General features: G+C 75.1%; 15 protein-coding genes and 1 pseudogene. 7 read left to right on the top strand and 9 right to left on the bottom strand.

Translation table 11 applies throughout. From position 1 onward, the window contains the following. Positions 1–84 precede the first annotated feature (84 nt). Entirely contained in the window at positions 85–735 is a 651-nt protein-coding gene (locus ACI78U_RS18825; RefSeq protein WP_456876916.1) for a TetR/AcrR family transcriptional regulator, read from the bottom strand. Positions 736–797: 62 nt separating this feature from the next. Here ACI78U_RS18825 and ACI78U_RS18820 point away from each other — a divergent pair, with 62 nt between their 5' ends. The 4 genes from ACI78U_RS18820 (at position 798) to ACI78U_RS18805 (ending at position 4,658) form a co-directional block, all read left to right on the top strand. Then, complete coding sequence (locus ACI78U_RS18820) at positions 798–1,769, top strand: oxidoreductase (protein WP_456876915.1); 972 nt, start codon at positions 798–800, stop codon at positions 1,767–1,769. Continuing rightward, entirely contained in the window at positions 1,766–2,611 is an 846-nt protein-coding gene (locus ACI78U_RS18815; RefSeq protein WP_456876914.1) for an SDR family NAD(P)-dependent oxidoreductase, read from the top strand. Before ACI78U_RS18820 ends, ACI78U_RS18815 begins: the two co-directional genes overlap by 4 nt. Positions 2,612–2,752: 141 nt before the next feature. After that, positions 2,753–3,901, top strand: coding sequence for an ABC transporter ATP-binding protein (locus ACI78U_RS18810; RefSeq protein WP_456876913.1), 1,149 nt, complete (start codon positions 2,753–2,755; stop codon positions 3,899–3,901). A 202-nt stretch (positions 3,902–4,103) separates the two neighbouring features. After that, entirely contained in the window at positions 4,104–4,658 is a 555-nt protein-coding gene (locus ACI78U_RS18805) for a hypothetical protein (RefSeq protein ID WP_456876912.1), read from the top strand. Positions 4,659–4,679: 21 nt separating this feature from the next. Here ACI78U_RS18805 and ACI78U_RS18800 read toward each other — a convergent pair whose 3' ends face one another. From ACI78U_RS18800 to ACI78U_RS18790, 3 genes are read right to left on the bottom strand one after another with little or no spacing between them, the layout of a single operon-like run. Beyond that, entirely contained in the window at positions 4,680–5,744 is a 1,065-nt protein-coding gene (locus ACI78U_RS18800; RefSeq protein ID WP_456876911.1) for a DNA polymerase domain-containing protein, read from the bottom strand. Between the two features lie 26 nt (positions 5,745–5,770). Then, the gene (locus ACI78U_RS18795; protein WP_456876910.1) at positions 5,771–7,339 is read right to left on the bottom strand and encodes an alpha/beta hydrolase; all 1,569 of its coding nucleotides are present in this window, start codon (positions 7,337–7,339) and stop codon (positions 5,771–5,773) included. A gap of 53 nt (positions 7,340–7,392) precedes the next feature. Continuing rightward, positions 7,393–8,463: an ATP-dependent DNA ligase gene (locus ACI78U_RS18790; RefSeq protein ID WP_456876909.1), complete on the bottom strand. Its 1,071-nt coding sequence runs from the start codon at positions 8,461–8,463 to the stop codon at positions 7,393–7,395. Between ACI78U_RS18790 and ACI78U_RS18785 the strand changes: the two are divergent. Next, positions 8,462–8,680: pseudogene (locus ACI78U_RS18785) on the top strand (type II toxin-antitoxin system Phd/YefM family antitoxin); the annotation flags it as partial. The gene ACI78U_RS18790 and the pseudogene ACI78U_RS18785 overlap by 2 nt on opposite strands. Before the next feature lie 89 nt (positions 8,681–8,769). Here the strand turns inward: ACI78U_RS18785 and ACI78U_RS18780 are convergent. Then, the gene (locus ACI78U_RS18780; RefSeq protein WP_456876908.1) at positions 8,770–9,426 is read right to left on the bottom strand and encodes a signal peptidase I; all 657 of its coding nucleotides are present in this window, start codon (positions 9,424–9,426) and stop codon (positions 8,770–8,772) included. A gap of 133 nt (positions 9,427–9,559) precedes the next feature. On the opposite strand from ACI78U_RS18780, the gene ACI78U_RS18775 reads away from it, so the two are divergent. Then, a complete protein-coding gene (locus tag ACI78U_RS18775; protein ID WP_456876907.1) occupies positions 9,560–10,171 on the top strand; it encodes a hypothetical protein in 612 nt (203 codons plus the stop codon). Between the two features lie 15 nt (positions 10,172–10,186). On the opposite strand, the gene ACI78U_RS18770 is transcribed toward ACI78U_RS18775, so the two are convergent. Then, on the bottom strand, positions 10,187–10,876 hold the full coding sequence (locus tag ACI78U_RS18770; RefSeq protein WP_456876906.1) for a LuxR C-terminal-related transcriptional regulator: 690 nt from the start codon (positions 10,874–10,876) through the stop codon (positions 10,187–10,189). Then, on the bottom strand, positions 10,873–12,363 hold the full coding sequence (locus ACI78U_RS18765) for a sensor histidine kinase (RefSeq protein ID WP_456876905.1): 1,491 nt from the start codon (positions 12,361–12,363) through the stop codon (positions 10,873–10,875). The genes ACI78U_RS18770 and ACI78U_RS18765 overlap by 4 nt, the downstream gene beginning before the upstream one ends. A gap of 253 nt (positions 12,364–12,616) precedes the next feature. On the opposite strand from ACI78U_RS18765, the gene ACI78U_RS18760 reads away from it, so the two are divergent. Further along, positions 12,617–13,225, top strand: a complete 609-nt coding sequence (locus tag ACI78U_RS18760) for a TasA family protein (RefSeq protein ID WP_456876904.1) — start codon at positions 12,617–12,619, stop codon at positions 13,223–13,225. Positions 13,226–13,288: 63 nt separating this feature from the next. On the opposite strand, the gene ACI78U_RS18755 is transcribed toward ACI78U_RS18760, so the two are convergent. Both ACI78U_RS18755 and treZ read right to left on the bottom strand, forming a co-directional pair. Next, the gene (locus tag ACI78U_RS18755) at positions 13,289–14,011 is read right to left on the bottom strand and encodes a dihydrofolate reductase family protein (RefSeq protein WP_456876903.1); all 723 of its coding nucleotides are present in this window, start codon (positions 14,009–14,011) and stop codon (positions 13,289–13,291) included. 2 nt (positions 14,012–14,013) lie between these two features. Further along, the gene (gene treZ / locus ACI78U_RS18750; RefSeq protein ID WP_456876902.1) at positions 14,014–15,768 is read right to left on the bottom strand and encodes a malto-oligosyltrehalose trehalohydrolase; all 1,755 of its coding nucleotides are present in this window, start codon (positions 15,766–15,768) and stop codon (positions 14,014–14,016) included. Positions 15,769–15,881: the final 113 nt, after the last annotated feature.

Raw genomic sequence — 15,881 nt, 5'->3', positions numbered from 1 at the left:
CGGACGGTAGACCCGCGGCCGGACCGGAGGAAGGGTCCCTGGTCACGGGTGCGGCGCGGGCGGATCCGGCCGGTCGGTGCCTCGCTACGGAGACCCGGCGGTCGCCGGGCCACGGCCCCGCAGCAGCGTGGCGGTGACCCGTCGCACGCGTGCCACGACGGCGTCGGCGTCCTCGTCCGTCGAGCCGAACTGGCCGTCGGCGAGGAGGGCGGCGTGGCCGTGCGCCACGGTGAGGACGTCGACCGCCAGGTCCCTCGCGGCCTCCTCGTCCGCGTCGCCGTCGGGCCGGGCGGCGAGTGCCCGGGCGGCTGCCAGCCAGGTGCCGTAGCTCTGCAGCGCCGCCTCGGCCAGCGCCGGGAACCGTGACTTGGTGACCTCGGCGCGGAACAGCGCACTGAAGAGGGCCGGCTCGTCGACGGAGAACCGGACGTAGGCGGCCGCTGCCGCGCTGAGCTGCGCGGCCGGGTCGGACTGCCCGGCGATCGCGGCGTCCAGCCGGGGCCGGAGCACCTGGTGGGCCCGGACGCCGACGGCCGCCAGCAGCGACTCCTTGTCCGGGAAGTGCCGGTACGGAGCGCCGACGCTCACGCCGGCCCTGCGCGCGGCCTCGGCCAGGGAGAAGCCGTGCACCCCCTGCTCGCGGATCAGCTCGATCGCCGTGTCGGTGAGCACCGCCGGGAGGTCGCCGTGGTGGTAGCCGCGCTCCGGTCCCGACGTCTTGACGCTCCTGGGCATGCGTGTCACCTTAGTGACCGCAATGTATGTAGTACTCACATACATCTCGGAGGGAGCCCGACGTGCCGCACACGTGGGAACACCAGTCACGGCCGGACCTGCACGGGGCGGTGGTCCTCGTCACCGGGGCGAGCAGCGGAGTGGGGGCGGCGACGTCGCGTGCCCTCGCGGAGACGGGAGCCCACGTGGTGCTCGCGGTCCGCGACCCGGACAGGGCCCGCGCCGTCGTCAGCTGCATCGCCGACACGGTCCCCGGTGCCTCGCTCGAGATCGCGCGGGTCGACGTGGCCGACCTCGGGAGCGTCCGGGCCCTGGCCGAGTCGGTCGTGCGCCGCCACGACCGTCTGGACCTGCTGGTGAACAACGCCGCGGTGGCGGCCGTCCCGCGGCAGGTCACCGTCGACGGCCTCGAGTTGCAGATCGCCGTCGCCCACTTCGGCCACTTCGCGCTGACCGGCCGCCTGCTGCCGCTGCTGCTGGCCACCCCGGACTCACGGGTGGTGACGGTGACCAGCGGCATCGCCGCCAGGCCCCGGATCGACCTCGCCGATCTGCAGTCCGAGCGGGACTACCGCCGCTACCCCGCCTACGCCCAGGCCAAGAGCGCCAACATGCTCTTCGCCCTGGAGTTGCACCGCCGCCTGGAACGGGCGGGTGCCGAGACCCGCAGCCTCGCCGCACAGCCGGGGTGGACCCGCTCGGGACTGGGGCCGGGGGACACCGCCGGCCGCGTCGAGCGGGCGCTCATCGCCGTCGGCAACGCCCTGTTCGCCCACGATCCCGAGGTGGGCGCGCAGCCGATCCTGACGGCGTCCCTCGCGCCGCTCCCCGGCGGCACCTTCGTCACGCGCCGCCGCCTGAACGGCCTCAAGGGCGCCCCGGTGCCGGTGGTACCGGACCGGATCCCGGCCGATCCGGACCAGCAGTCCGGCCTGTGGTCAGCCTCGGAGGCGCTCACCGGCGTGACGTTCCCCCTGTCCCCCGCCGGGTCGCCCGGTGCGCCGGTGCCGGGGGAGGAGGTGAGCCGGCCGTGAGGACGGCCCTGGTCACCGGGGCCACGAGCGGCATCGGCCGGGCCACCGTCGAGCGGCTGCTGCGGGACGGCTGGCACGTCCTGGCAGCCGGCCGGCGCGCCGGGCCCCTGGCTCCGCTCGTCGAGGCCGGCGCCCGGCCGGTCGTCTTCGACGTCACCGACCCCGCCGGCACGCGGGTCGCCGTCACCGAGGCGGTGGAGGCGTCCGGCGGCCGGCTCCACGCCCTGGTCAACGCCGCCGGATACGGCCTCTACGGTGCCGTGGAGGCCACCGACCTGGACCGGGCGCGGGACCAGTTCGAGGTCAACGTCCTCGGCCTGGTCGCGGTGACGCAGACGGCGCTGCCCTCCCTGCGCCGCGCCGGGGGAGGCGTCGTCGTCAACATCTCCTCGGTGGCCGGCCGGATGACCACCCCCATGGCGGGCTGGTACTCGGCCTCCAAGTACGCCGTCGAGGCGCTCTCCGACGCGCTCCGCGCCGAACTGCACGACGACGGCATCCGCGTGGTCGTGGTCGGACCCGCCGCGATCGCAACGGGCTTCGAGACCGTCGCCCTCGCGCACGCCCGCCGCAACAGCAGCCCCCGCTACGCCCGGATGGCCGACGACCTCGAGCGGCTCGTGCGCGACGGGTTCCGCGGCGCACCACCTCCCGACGTCGTCGCCGAGGTCGTGGCCCGCGCCGTGAGCAGCCCGCGGCCCCGGACGCGCTACCTCGTGCCGCGCCGGGCCCGCGCGCTCGTCGCTGCCCGCGGTCTGCTCGGCGACCGCGCCTTCGACGCGGTGGTCCGTCACCGCATGCGCTCGGGGCGACCGCGGACGCGGAGTGGCGCGGTGGCCTGAGACCTCCTCGCGCGACGAGGCCCTCGTCGTCGTGGATGGACCGCCGTCTGAGCACGGTCGGCGGCCACGGCGGTGCACACTCCCTGCACGGGACGGTCGGGCGGGACGAGGCGGCGGGCGGGACCGATGACGGACACGGGCGTGGACGGTGTGACCGTCGTGCGCGGCGGCACGGCTGTGCTGCGCGACGTGACGCTGCTGGCGGCAGACGGCGAACTGCTCGTGGTGCTGGGCCCGTCCGGCAGCGGCAAGTCGACGCTGCTGCGTGCCATCGCCGGTCTCGAGGAGGCCGGCTCCGGCGACGTGCTGATCCGGGGCCGCCGGGTCACCCGGCTGCCGTCCGCCGAGCGGCACGTGGCCATGGTGTTCCAGTCGTCCGCCCTGTTCCCGTTCCTCGACGTGGCGCACAACCTCGGGTGGGGACTGCGGGTGCAGCACCGGCCCGAGGCAGAGGTGCAGGAGCGGGTCCGCGGCCGGGCCCGGCAGCTGCGGCTCGGCCGTCTGCTGTCCCGTCGGCCGGGTCAGCTGTCCGGAGGCGAGCGCGGCCTGGTCGGCATCGGCCGAGCGCTGGTGCAGGTCCCGGACGTCTTCCTCCTCGACGAGCCCCTCGGCGACCTCGACGCCGTGCAGCGCGTCGAGGTCCGGCGGCAGATCGTCGCGGCGGTCCGTTCCCTCGGCGTCCCCACCTTCTACGTCACCCACGATCCGGCCGAGGGCCTGGTGATCGCCGATCGGGTCGCGCTGCTGCGCGAGGGCCGCATCGTGCAGGTGGGCAGGCCCAGGGAGTTGTACGAGCAGCCGGTGGACCTGTTCGTCGCCGAGTTCGTCGGCGACCCGCCGATCGGGCTGCTGTCCGCCCGGCTGGTGTCCGCCGGTGGGCAGGCCGGCTTCCAGGTGGGTACCCGGACCCTGCCCCTGTGGCAGGCGGTGCCGCCGCCGCTGCTCGACCACGTCGGCCGCGAGGTCGTCCTCGGGCTGCGGGCCGAGGACGTGCACGACGCCCAGGCCGGTTCCGACCCGGACGCCGTCACGCTGGACGGGGTGGTGAGCCACGTCGAGTACACCGGACGGCACCACGTGGTCGCGGTCGTGGTGGACGCTGCGCCGGACGACCCGGACGGCGGACCGCCCGGAGGCGGTTCCTCCGGCGGCACCCTGCACGCGTTCTTCCCGCCGCGGACGGTGATCCGCCCCGGGGACGCGGTGCGGGTCACCGTCGACGCGACGCGCGCGCACGTGTTCGACCCCGCCACGAGCCGAGCGCTGCACCACCCTCCGGATCGGCGCTGAGCACCACCGCCCCGAGCGCCGGACCACCCGCCCGCGCCGGCCGGCAGTGCGTCCCCGAGGGCGGAACCCGGGCGGTGTGCACGGCGGCGGGTCCGGAGCAACGTGGCATCGGTCGCGAGGTCGAGAGCCGTTGGCCCCTGTCGGCGGCTCCCCAGCGAGGTCAACCGTGGTCCTTCCACGCGTCACCGCAGGGGAGGCCCTGATGTCCGTGCGTCGAACCCTCACCACCGCCACCGCCACCGCCGTCGCCGGCTTCACCGCGGCCTTCACCGTCGCGGCGGGACCTGCCGCTGCCGCCGACGACCCGCCGGAGCAGGGGCTCGTGTTCGTCGCGGCCTGTGCACATCCGGAGTTCGGCGACGGGACGACCGACGTCGTGGCCGGCCCCACGGAGGGGTTCATCAACGGCTGGTTCTCCGGGACCCGCGGACTGGTCACCAGCTACATCCAGAGCCAGGAGACGACGGTCACCGTTCAGTACAACGACGAGCCGCCGACGACCCTGGACCTCTCGGACGAGTACTCGAGGCCCGTGCTCGACGAGGAATCCGGGGGATGGATCACGGACCTGGTGATCCCGCTGGGTGACCTCGCTGTCGGCGACACCGTCGTGATCGGCATCGACGTGACCCTGAAGACCCCGGTCATGGACTTCCTCAGGGGCGAGGACGGGTACAACGTCCCGCCCCGGGGCAACCTGGTGCCGCCCGGCACGCAGTTCGAGGGGACCTGCACCCTCACCGTCGTCGAGGGCTGAGCAGCCGCCGCCCGGCGTCCGTCACTCGACCTTGTTCGCCCGGGCCCGGCTCGGCTGCACCCGCATCGGCTCGCCCGGCATCTTGGGGTAGTCCGGCGGATAGGGCAGGTCGCCCAGGCCGGCGTCCCTCTCCTGCCGCTCGGCGAGCTCCAGCAGCGGCTCGATGCCGAACGCGTGCCCGGCCAGCCCGGCGTGCTTGTCACCGACCGCCCTGAACCGGGCCGGCATGGTCAGCACGTCGAAGTCGGTGGGGTGGACGTCGGGCAGCTCGTCCCAGTCCAGCGGGGCCGAGACCGGCGCGTGTGGCTTGGGCCGGATGGAGTAGGCGGAGGCGATGGTGCGGTCCCGGGCCATCTGGTTGTAGTCGATGAAGATCTTCTGGCCGCGCTCCTCCTTCCACCACGACATCGTCACGCGGTCGGGCAGGCGCCGCTCCAGCTCGCGGCCGAAGGCGATCACCGCCCGGCGCACCTCGGTGAAGGTCCAGCGCGGCTGGATGGGCACGTACACGTGCACCCCCCGCCCGCCGGAGGTCTTGGGCCAGCCCTCCATGCCCAGCTCGTGCAGCAGTTCCCGCACGTGCGGGGCCACCCAGACGGCGTCGGCGAAGTCGGTGCCCGGCTGCGGGTCGAGGTCGATGCGGATCTGGTTCGGCGACTCGACGTCGTCCTTGCCCACCGGCCACGGGTGGAACGTCAGCGTGCCGAGGTTGGCGCACCACGCGACGACGGCGACCGAGTCGGGCGCGATCTCGTCGGCGGTCCGCCCGCTGGGGAAGGTGATGTGCGCCGTCGGCACCCAGTCGGGGGCGTTCTTGGGGACCCGCTTCTGGTAGAACGCGTCACCGGTGTTGTCCACCCGCGTCGACAGCCGGGCGCCCTCGAACACCCCGCCGGGCCAGCGCTCGAGCGTCGTCGGCCGGTCCCGCAGCGCGAACAGGATCCCCTCGCCGACGGCGACGAAGTACTCGACGACGTCGATCTTGCGGATGCCGCGCTCGGCGAAGTACGGCTTCTCCGGGTTGGAGACGCGCACCTCGTGCCCGTCGATCTGCAGGACCGTCGCGTCCTTGCTGCTGCTCGCCATCCGTCAGCTCCCGGGGCCGGGGCGGCTCAGGCCGGGCACGTCAGCCCGTCCTGCGGCGCCGTGAGGTCGATGAGGTAGGCGTTGACCGCCGTCGTGACGCACTCGGTCTTCGGGTAGGCGGTGTGGCCCTGTCCCTGCCAGACCACCAGCACGCCCGCGGTGAGGTCCTCGGCCATGTCCTCCGCGCCGGGCAGCGGCGTCACCGGGTCACCGCTGTTGCCGACGACGAGGATCGGCGCGCTGCCCTCGGCGTCGCGCTCCGGCAGCGGCGTGCGGGGCGCGTCCCACACCCCGCAGGTGTAGAGGCTGGAGGCGGCACCGGCGCCGAACAGCGGGTAGCGGGTCGCCCAGTCCTGCGCGAGGGCCAGCACCTGCTCCTCCGACCAGGTCTCGTCCTCGGGGGTGTCGGCGCAGTTGATCGCGATGTTCGCGTCGGTCTGGTTGGTGTAGGTCCCGTTGGGCAGCCGGCCGGTGTACCGGTCGGCGAGGGAGAACAGCCCGGCCGAGTCGCCGTTGTTGCGCGCGGTGGCCAGCGACTGCGACAGCTGCGGCCACGAGCCGGGGTCGTACATGGCCGCGAGCACCGCCGTGAGGACCACCCCGGGCGTCGCCGTCCGGGTCTCGCCGGGGACGGAGCTGGGGATCGGCGTGCCGGCGGCCTGGGCGAGCAGCTCGTCGAGGAAGCGGCGCGGCTCCCCGCCGAGCGGGCACCCGGAGACCAGCCCGGTGCAGTTGGCCGCGAACGCGTCGAAGGACGCCTCGAGCCCGGCGGCCTGCGACTCGACCCGGGTCTGCGGGTCGGCGTCGGGGTCGACCGCGGCGTCGAGCACCATCGCCCGCACGTTCTCGGGGAACAGCTCGGCGTAGGTGCTGCCCAGCGTCGTCCCGTAGGAGTAGCCCAGGTAGGTCAGCTGCTCGTCGCCCAGCGACTCGCGCAGCAGGTCCATGTCGCGGGCGGTGTCGGCGGTGTTGAACGTGCCCAGCGCGTCGCCGTACTCCTCGGTGCAGGCCTCGGAGATCTCGTCGGTGATGGCCAGGACGTCGTCCATCTGCTCCTGCGTCGTGGGCCGCGGCTCGGCGGCGGTCGAGCGGTCCTTCAGCTCGGCCGGGATGCACTCCACCGGCGTGGACAGCCCGACGCCGCGGGGGTCGAAGCCGACCAGGTCGAAGCGGCGCAGCACGTCCTCGGGCATCGACAGCGCCAGGCTCAGCGCGGCGTCGGCCCCCGACCCACCCGGGCCGCCGGGGTTGACCAGCAGCGAGCCGATCCGGTCGGTCTGCCCGGCGAGCGTGGCCCGGACGAGGAACAGCGGCAGCGTGGGGCCGTCGGCCTCGTCGTGGTCGATGGGCACCTCGGTGCGGCCGCACTCGAAGAACAGGTCGCGCTCGCTGCCGGGCGTCCCGGCGATCAGCTGGGTGATCTGCGCGTCACAGTCGGTCCAGGCGATCGGCGCGGCCTCCACCTCGGCCGGCGTCGACGACTCCGCCGCCGACGAGGCCTCGGCCTCACCGGCCGACTCCGAGAACGAGGTGCAGCCGGTGACCGCCAGGAGCAGTCCGGTCGAGGCGGCGAGCACACCGCGGCGCAGACGCATGATCACCACGGTAGGAGGCCGGTGCCAGGGGCGCAGGGGCGGTGTCCGGGACCTCACCCCGAGAGGACCTCGGCGAGGTCGTAGCGCACCGGGACCTCGAGCTGGTCGTAGGTGCAGCTCGCGGCGTCACGGTCGGGACGCCAGCGCAGGAACTGCCCGGTGTGCCGCAGCCGCCGGCCCTCGAGCTGGTCGTACTTGATCTCGACGACGAGCTCGGGCCGCAGCGGCACCCACGACAGGTCCTTCTTCGCGTTCCACCGGCTCTGCGCGCCCGGCATCCGGTGCTCGCCGTCGGCCTGCAGCTCGGCGTTCGCCCACTCCCGCCAGGGGTGGGTGTCCAGGGCGTCGGTGCGGTAGGGCGCCAGCTCCTCGACCAGCTCGGCGCGCCGGGCCATCGGGAACGACGCCGCGACACCGATGTGCTGCAGGCCGCCGTCGTCGTAGAGGCCCAGCAGCAGCGACCCGACCACCGGCCCGCTCTTGTGCCAGCGGAACCCGGCGACGACGCAGTCGGCGGTGCGCACGTGCTTGACCTTGGTCATCAGCCGCTGGTCGGGGCCGTAGGGCAGGTCCGGGGCCTTGGCGACGACGCCGTCGAGTCCGGCGCCCTCGAACTCCTCGAACCAGCGCCGCGCGGTCCCGGCGTCCTGCGTCACCGCCGTCACGTGCACCCGCTCGTGGGTGCCGGACAGCACCTCGCGCAGCCGCGCCCGGCGCTGCGCGAACGGCGTCTCCATCAGCGACTCGTCGCCCACCGCCAGCAGGTCGAAGGCGACGAAGTGCGCCGGGGTCTGCTCGGCGAGCAGGTCGACCCGCGACTTCGCCGGGTGGATGCGCTGCAGCAGCGACTCGAAGTGCAGCCGGTCGCCCTGCGGCACCACGATCTCGCCGTCGACGACGCAGCGCTCCGGCAGCGCCTCCTTGACCGCGGCCACGACCTCGGGGAAGTAGCGGGTGAGCGGGCGCTCGTTGCGGCTGCCGAGCTCGACCTCGTCGCCGTCGCGGAAGACGATGCAGCGGAACCCGTCCCACTTGGGCTCGTAGAACGTCCCGTCCGCCGTGGGCAGCGTCGTCGTGGCCTTGGCCAGCATCGGCTTCACCGGCGGGAGAACGGGCAGGTCCATGCCGGTCAGTCAATCAGCGCCGCCCGACGGTGCACAGGACGACGTCGACCGAACGGGTGGCGTGGCCCGCTCCGCGACACGACCAGACGAGGAGACCACGTGCATGACGGTGTCGGTCGGGGTGCAGGAGCCGAAGACGCACCTGTCCCGGCTGCTCGAGCGGGTCGCAGCCGGTGAGGAGGTCGAGCTCACCAACCGCGGGCGCGTGGTCGCCCGCCTGGTGGCCCCCGCACGTCGCACGCCGACGGAGGGCCGTCCGTCTCGTCGGCTGAGGACGGTAGCGGCCGGTGGCGGCGCCGCCGGGACTCAGCCCGCCCGGTCGACCAGCCCGATCGCTGCCGGAGGGGCCGCAGCGGGGCGGACGGCGGGCAGCCGGACGGTGGTGTCGTCGAACGGTGCGGGGTGCGCGTGGTGGCCGGGCGACGTCCGTGGACGCGCCCCCGGCGAGGCCGCGACGGCGGCGCAGACGAGCACGATGAGCAGGCCCGCGCCCTTGGGCGAGTGCAGGACCGCCGCGAGCCGGCCGAGGTGCGGCACGGCGAACCACAGCTCGCCGCGCACCGAGGAGGCCGGGACCGGGTCGAGGTCCGGGGCGTCGTTCGCGTCGCCCCGGGTGGTGAACACCGGGACCCCGCTGGCGGTGTCCACCGCGACGACCCGGTGGGTCACGAGCTCCGGGGCGCCGGGACGGCGCTGGAACGTGATCACGTCGCCGGGCTCGACCTCCGCCGTGTCGACCGTGCGCGTGAAGACCATGCCGCCCACCGGCAGGCCGGGCGTCATGCTCCCGCTCAGGACGGCGAGCGCGGAGCCACCGGTGACCGCGGGGTAGAGGGCGATGCCGAGTGCGGCCGCCGTCGAGGTCACCAGGACGAGGCCCAGCACCCAGGAGACGAGTCGGCGCAGCCGGCGCACGAGCGCGTTCCCGGCCGCGGGCTCCGCGGCGCTGGCTCGGGGGGACACGTCCCGATGCTCCCCGGCGGGCCGGCGGCCCACATCATCGAAATCGACGATGTGCCGGTGGGCCCCGCGCGCGCACGATCGTCCGCGTGCGCTGCCGGTTCCCCGTGACCCGCCGTCGTGGGGCAGGTGGCGCGTGAGGCGCGGCACGGCCTGGGCCCTCGGCGGTGTCCTGGCCGGGACGCTGGTGGTCGGCGTGGACGGCACGACGGCCACGTTCGTCGACACCGCCGTCCTCCCAGCGGAGGCGGGGGCGGGGTCGGTGACCCTCGACGTGACGCCGGAGGGCCCGGTCGCGGGTCACCGGCTGCTGGTGGACCCCGGCCAGGGCGGCACCGTCCGGGTCGCCACGGACGTCTCCGGAGCCGTGCCGGCCGAGCTGCGGCTCTCGGTGGTCGGCGTCCCCGAGGAGCGGCCGTGCGCCGGGCTCCCCGACATCACGCTCACCGTCCGGCCTGCCACCGGGACACCGACCGTCGCCGACCTGTGCGAGCTGGCGACCGGGCGCGGCGTTCCGTTGCTCCTCACGGGCGCCCCGGACAGCGAGACGACCCTGTCGCTCACGGCCACCGGGGGAGGCGGCTCCTCCCCGGCGGCCGACCGCTGGGACGGCACCCTCCGCCTCACCCTGGAACACCGGGGAGGCGGCTTCAGCGACGCGCGTAGCGTGCCCGTCCGCGTCGTCCGGCCCGACGCCCAGGGAGGCCACGGCGGCGGGGCAGAGCCCGGTCGCGCCGGCGGGGACTGACCGCTCCCGAGGCGGTCAGCGTGCCGGCAGCGGGCCCGGCCGGTCGAGCCAGCCCGACCGGCGGGCGAGCGCCACCGCCTGCAGCTGGGAGTTGACCGCCAGCTTCGTCAGCACGGCGCGGATCTGCGTGCGGACGGTGGCCTCGCTCACGTGGGCCGTGGCCGCGATCGTCGCCGCGGGCATGCCGGCCGCGAGGCACCGCAGCACCTCGTCCTCCCGCGGGCTCAGCTGCCGGAACGGCGCCAGCCGGGCGGTCTCGTCGGCGCGCGCCCGCCGGGCGGCGGCGAGCAGGTCCTGACGGCGCCCCTCGTCGAGCACCGGCCGTCCCTCCCGAACGGTGCCCAGCACGCGGACGAGGCTCTCGAGGTCGGTGTCCTTGGGCAGGACCGTCACCGCGCCACGCTCCACCGCGGTGCCCCAGGTCCCGTTCCCCGTCTCCGCGGTGAGGACCACGACCCGGCAGCCCGCGCTGGTGAGCGGACCGACCAGGTCGAGGCCGTCGATCGGCACGCCGTCGGCCCCGGTGCCGAGCCGGAGGTCGAGGAGCACCGTCGCCGGGGCGGCCGCGGCGCAGACCTGGGTGATCCCCTCGGCGGTGTCGGGGACCACGCGCCGGGCGGGGACGCCGGCCGCCCGCAACCCGATCTCCACCGCCTGGGCGAACAGCGAGTGGTCGTCGACCAGCAGCACCGGCGGGCCGTTCATCGCGCCAGTCCCAGCTCGGTGGCCACGTCCGCGGCGGACCGCGGCCGCGGGACCGCCGCACCGCGGGCCGCCGGAGCCGGGGACCGGACGGGCAGCGTGAGCACGAAGCAGCAACCGACGGGGCTGTCCGCCGTGCTGAGGTCGCCACCGTGCCGCCGGGCGAGGTCCCGGGAGATGGCCAGACCGAGGCCCTCGCCGGGGCTGTCGGGGCGCCGCACGCCGGCCTCGAAGACGGTGTCCCGGTGACCGGCCGCGAGGCCGGGGCCGTCGTCGGCCACGGTGACCGTGAGCCGGTCGGTGACCTCGACCGCCACCCGGCACAGTGACCGAGGCGTGTGGGACAGGACGTTGCCGAGGAGGTTGCCCAGGATCACCGCCAGGGCATCGCCGTCCACGGCCACCGGCGCGGTCCCCGAGGGGGACCAGGCCACCCGCAGGCCGCGCTCCCGGTGGCTGACGACCAGGGGCCGGACGACCTGGTCGAGGTCGACGACGGTGACCGACGGCGTCCGCTCGGGCAGTCGCAGCATGCGCCCGAGCCTGGCCAGCTCCAGGGTGATCGACTCATCCAGGTCGGCGCGGGCAGCGCTCGCCGGTCCCAGGTGGCGGACGGCGGAGGACGCGGCGCGGACGCCGGCGACCGCCGCCCGCGCGTCGTGCAGGCAGGCGCGGGCCTGCTGCAACTCCCGCTCGTGGCCGGCGAGCTGCTCCAGCAGCCCGGCGACATAGCGCTCCTGACCGGCCAGCGCGCCGGTGAGGCGGTGGAGCCCGACCAGGACGGCCGTCAGCGCGACGGCGAGCAGCCCGGCGTCCTCGACGGCCTGCACCGCGGCGGTGCCGGGCACGACGGCCGGGAGGCCCGGCACGGCGGTGAGGAGCCCGACGACGAGCGCGCTCGCGCCCAGTGCCCCGGAGGACCTCCGGTCGTGGGCATCGAGCCGGTCGCCGCGCGGGGTGGCACCGGCGACGAGGACCCACAGCGCGCCGGCCAGCACGAAGCCCGAGGCTCGTGCGGCGCCGCCGAAGGGGATCGACGGACCGAGCGTCCCGGCGGCCACGAGTACGGCTGCGACGAGGGGGAGCGCGACCAGCCCGGCACCGATCGCGGTGTCCCGCCGCGGCCGGGTGCCGGCGTCGGTGGCGGCGCGGAGAACGGCGCAGGCGGCGGCCACGACCACGGCCAGCCCGACGCCCTCGGCCAGGTCCGACGACCGGTGGTCGAGGAGGGCGGAGGCCGCGACCGTGGCGGGGTCGTGCAGGCCCAGCAGGACCAGCCCGACGCCGGTGTGCCAGGTGGCCCGCGTGCCGGTCACCCGCCAGCAGAGCAGGAACGTCGCACCCGCGGCGACCAGGCCCAGGGTCGCGAGCAGCACCAGGACGGTGTGCCGCGCCTCGTGGCCGGCCGTGACCAGGACCGTGAGCGCCGCGGCGACGACCGTGCAGCGACCGGCGGACGGCCACCGCCGCCCAGAACTGATCGCGCGCATGCTCCGCACTCCTCGAACCCCCGTTGAACGAAGGGCACCACATCACACGGACGGGTGACACCACGGCGGTCCGCGACGAGGGAGGGGCGCCAGCGCCGAGCGGTACCTCTGTGACAGACGTGTTCCGGTACCCGAGTGGATCAACAGAACTGACGATGCCGCGGAGGGGGTGCGCGACCGAGGCTCTCCTCGTTCGCCGCACGCATGCCGGCGAGAACCGTCGCCGTGACGGGGACACCGACAGGAGACACCCGTGAAGAAGATCGCACTCGCTTCCGCCGCCATGGGCGGCGCCGCCCTGCTCGCCTTCGGCGCCAGCGGCACCTTCGCAGCCCTCAGCGACACGACCACCCAGGACGTCGGCACCGTTGCCGCCGGCAGCGTCGTCGTGAACACCTGGGACAAGACCAGCGCGGACATGGCCAGTGCGCCGCTCACCCCGGGCCAGAGCGTCGTCCGGAGCTACTACGTCCAGAACGGCGGCAGCGTCGCGGGCAAGCCGAGCGCGCAGGTCCTCAACGTCACCAGCGTCGAGGACGGCTGCACGTCGAATTCTGAACGAGCGATCGACGACTGCGCCACCTCTAGTGAGGGCGACCTGGCGGCTCAGGTCGTCGTCAGCTACGCCACCTTCGCGCCGACCGGCACGGACTGCGTCGTCCCGAGCCACCCGGAGTACGTGACGCTCGGTGCGCTGACCGAGATCGTTGGCAAGCCGGCCTCGGACCGGTCGACGCTCGCCGCGCAGCAGGCCCGTTGCGTCGCCTTCAAGCTGACCTTCGAGTCGGGGGGCAGCGACAACAAGGCCCAGGGCGACTCGTTCAAGGCCCAGGTGCAGTTCGGCCTCGAGCAGGTCGTCTGACCGACACCCTCCGTCGAGGGCGGTCCGGGGTCTCCCGGGCCGCCCTCGCGGCGTTCCTGGGACTCAACGGCCGATGGCGTAGCGGGTGAACAGGACGCCGTCCTCCTCGAGCACCTGCACCAGCCGCGGGCGGACGACGTCGTCCAGCGCCCGGTCGAGCAGCCGGGCCGGCCCGCCGACCAGCGCGGGGGAGACGGTGAGGTCGAGCTCGTCGACCACGCCCGCGTCCAGCGCCGCCGACAGCAGCGCCGGGCCGCCCTCGCACACCAGCTGCTCCAGGCCGCGGTCGGCCAGCCGGTCGAGCGCGAGCGGCAGGTCGACGTCGTCGTCGCCGCAGACGAGCACCTCGACGCCGGCGTCGGCCAGCGCGGCGCGGCGGCCGGCGTCGGCGGCGGCGCAGGTCACCAGCAGGGTCGGGGCCTGCGCCAGCCGGTCGCCGGTCGCCATCGACGCCCGGCGCGAGACCACGGCCACCGGCAGCTCCGGGGGCCGCCCGAGGGACGCGCGCAGCCGGCCCACCGCGGAGTCAGCGGGCACCGGGCGGTAGCCCTCGGCCGCCGCTGTGCCGTGCCCGACCAGGACGGCGTCGGCCAGGGCCCGCAGCACGCGGAACACCCGCTGGTCCCCGGGCGAGCCCAGCCCCGCGCTGCGCCCGTCGACGGCGATCGCGCCGTCCAGCGAGACGACGAAGTCGACCCGCACCGACCGTCCCGGGGACAGCCGGTAGGCCGCGGCGAGCGCGGCGTCGTCCGCGACGGGCCCGGCGTCCGGGAACAGCCGCCGCACGGTCAGCGCGTGGTGAGCACGGCCGCGCTCTCCGCCGGCAGCGTCACCGTGTCGCCGTCCAGCGCCGGGTCGTCCCCGGTGGCGAACAGCACGCCGGTGGCCGGCCGGTCGAGGTCGACCTCCCGCGGCTCGCCCGACAGGTTGGCCACCACCCGCAGCGCGCCGCGGTGCACCACCAGCAGGCGGTCCTCGTCGTCCCAGCCGACCTCCACCGCGCCCAGGTCCGGGTCGACCAGATCCGGCTGCGCCCGGCGCAGCGCCAGCAGCGCCCGGGTGGTCGCCAGCAGCCGCGCGTGCGGCTCCCGCTCGGGCTCCGACCAGTCCAGCTTCGAGCGGGTGAACGTCTCCGGGTCCTGCGGGTCGGGCACCTCGTCGGCGTCCCAGCCGTGCTCGGCGAACTCGCCCTTGCGCCCCTCGGCCGTCGCCCGCCCGATCTCCGGGTCGGTGTGGCTCGTGAAGAACTGCCACGGCGTCGAGGCGCCCCACTCCTCGCCCATGAACAGCATCGGGGTGAACGGGCCCGTGAGGACCAGCGTCGCGCCGACGGCGAGCAGGCCGGGGGACAGCGACGCCGAGATCCGGTCACCGATGGCGCGGTTGCCGACCTGGTCGTGGTCCTGCAGGTAGCCGAGGAACGCCCAGCCCGGCAGCCGCGCGGTGTCGACCGGCCGGCCGTGGGACCGGCGGCGGAAGCTCGACCAGGTGCCGTCGTGGAAGTACGCGCCGGTGAGCGTCTTGGCCAGTCCCGCCAGCCCGGCAGCGGCGAAGTCGCCGTAGTAGCCCTGCCCCTCGCCGGTGAGCACCGCGTGCAGCGCGTGGTGGAAGTCGTCGCTCCACTGCGCGTGGATGCCCGTGCCGTTGGCGGCGCGCGGGGTCACCAGCCGGGGGTCGTTGAGGTCGCTCTCGGCGATCAGCGTCAGCGGCCGGCCGAGGGCCGCCGAGAGCCGGTCGACCTCCTGCGCCATCTCCTCGAGCACGTGGGTGGCCCGCTCGTCGACCAGCGCGTGGACGGCGTCGAGCCGCAGCCCGTCGACGTGCATGTCGCGCAGCCACATCAGCGCGTTGTCCAGGACGTAGCGGCGCACCTCGTCGGAGTCGGGCCCGGACAGGTTGATCGACGAGCCCCACGGGTTGGGCCCGCCCTCGCTGAACACCGGCATGAACAACGGCAGGTAGTTCCCGGACGGGCCGAGGTGGTTGTAGACGACGTCCTGGATCACGCCCAGGCCGCGCTGGTGGCAGGCGTCGACGAACCGCTGGTAGGCCGCCGGTCCGCCGTAGCTCTCCTGCACCGTGTACCAGAGGACGCCGTCGTAGCCCCAGTTGTGCGTGCCGTCGAAGCCGTTGACCGGCAGCAGCTCGACGAAGTCGACGCCGAGGTCGACGAGGTGGTCGAGCCGGTCGACCGCCGCGTCCAGGGTGCCCTCGGGCGTGAAGGTGCCGACGTGCATCTCGTAGACGACGCCGCCGGCCAGCGGGCGCCCGGTCCAGGCGCCGTCGCCCCAGGAGTGGGCCGCGGGGTCGAAGCGGCGGGACGGGCCGTGGACGCCGTCGGGCTGGCGGCGCGAGCGCGGGTCGGGCCGCACGGTGTCGTCGTCGCCGAGCAGGAAGCCGTAGTCGGCCTCGGGCGCGGCCGGCACCTCGGCGCGCCACCAGCCGCCGTCGTCGCGGCGCATGTCGTGCACGGCGCCGTCGACCTGCAGGCGCACCCGCTCCGGCACGGGCGCCCAGACGGCGAACTCGGCGGCAGCGGACATGCGAGGACCTCCCGGCGGTGGTGCGGCTGACCGGACCCTCTTGCCCGCTGGGGGAGCGGTCAACCGCCGCGGGCGGCGGCCGCCGGGGGAGCGGGTCCCCCGGCGGCCGCGCG

The sequence above is a fragment of the Geodermatophilus sp. SYSU D00710 genome, assembly GCF_054050195.1.
This window is presented reverse-complemented; position numbering and strand designations above follow the sequence as displayed.

What these genes read in the sequence shown, in the direction of transcription:
- ACI78U_RS18825 (WP_456876916.1), bottom strand. Translation starts at nt 735, where the DNA reads ATGCCCAGGAGCGTCAAGACGTCGGGACCGGAGCGCGGCTACCACCAC.
- ACI78U_RS18805 (WP_456876912.1), top strand. Translation starts at nt 4,104, where the DNA reads ATGTCCGTGCGTCGAACCCTCACCACCGCCACCGCCACCGCCGTCGCC.
- ACI78U_RS18800 (WP_456876911.1), bottom strand. Translation starts at nt 5,744, where the DNA reads ATGGCGAGCAGCAGCAAGGACGCGACGGTCCTGCAGATCGACGGGCAC.
- ACI78U_RS18795 (WP_456876910.1), bottom strand. Translation starts at nt 7,339, where the DNA reads ATGCGTCTGCGCCGCGGTGTGCTCGCCGCCTCGACCGGACTGCTCCTG.
- ACI78U_RS18790 (WP_456876909.1), bottom strand. Translation starts at nt 8,463, where the DNA reads ATGGACCTGCCCGTTCTCCCGCCGGTGAAGCCGATGCTGGCCAAGGCC.
- ACI78U_RS18770 (WP_456876906.1), bottom strand. Translation starts at nt 10,876, where the DNA reads ATGAACGGCCCGCCGGTGCTGCTGGTCGACGACCACTCGCTGTTCGCC.
- ACI78U_RS18765 (WP_456876905.1), bottom strand. Translation starts at nt 12,363, where the DNA reads ATGCGCGCGATCAGTTCTGGGCGGCGGTGGCCGTCCGCCGGTCGCTGC.
- treZ (WP_456876902.1), bottom strand. Translation starts at nt 15,768, where the DNA reads ATGTCCGCTGCCGCCGAGTTCGCCGTCTGGGCGCCCGTGCCGGAGCGG.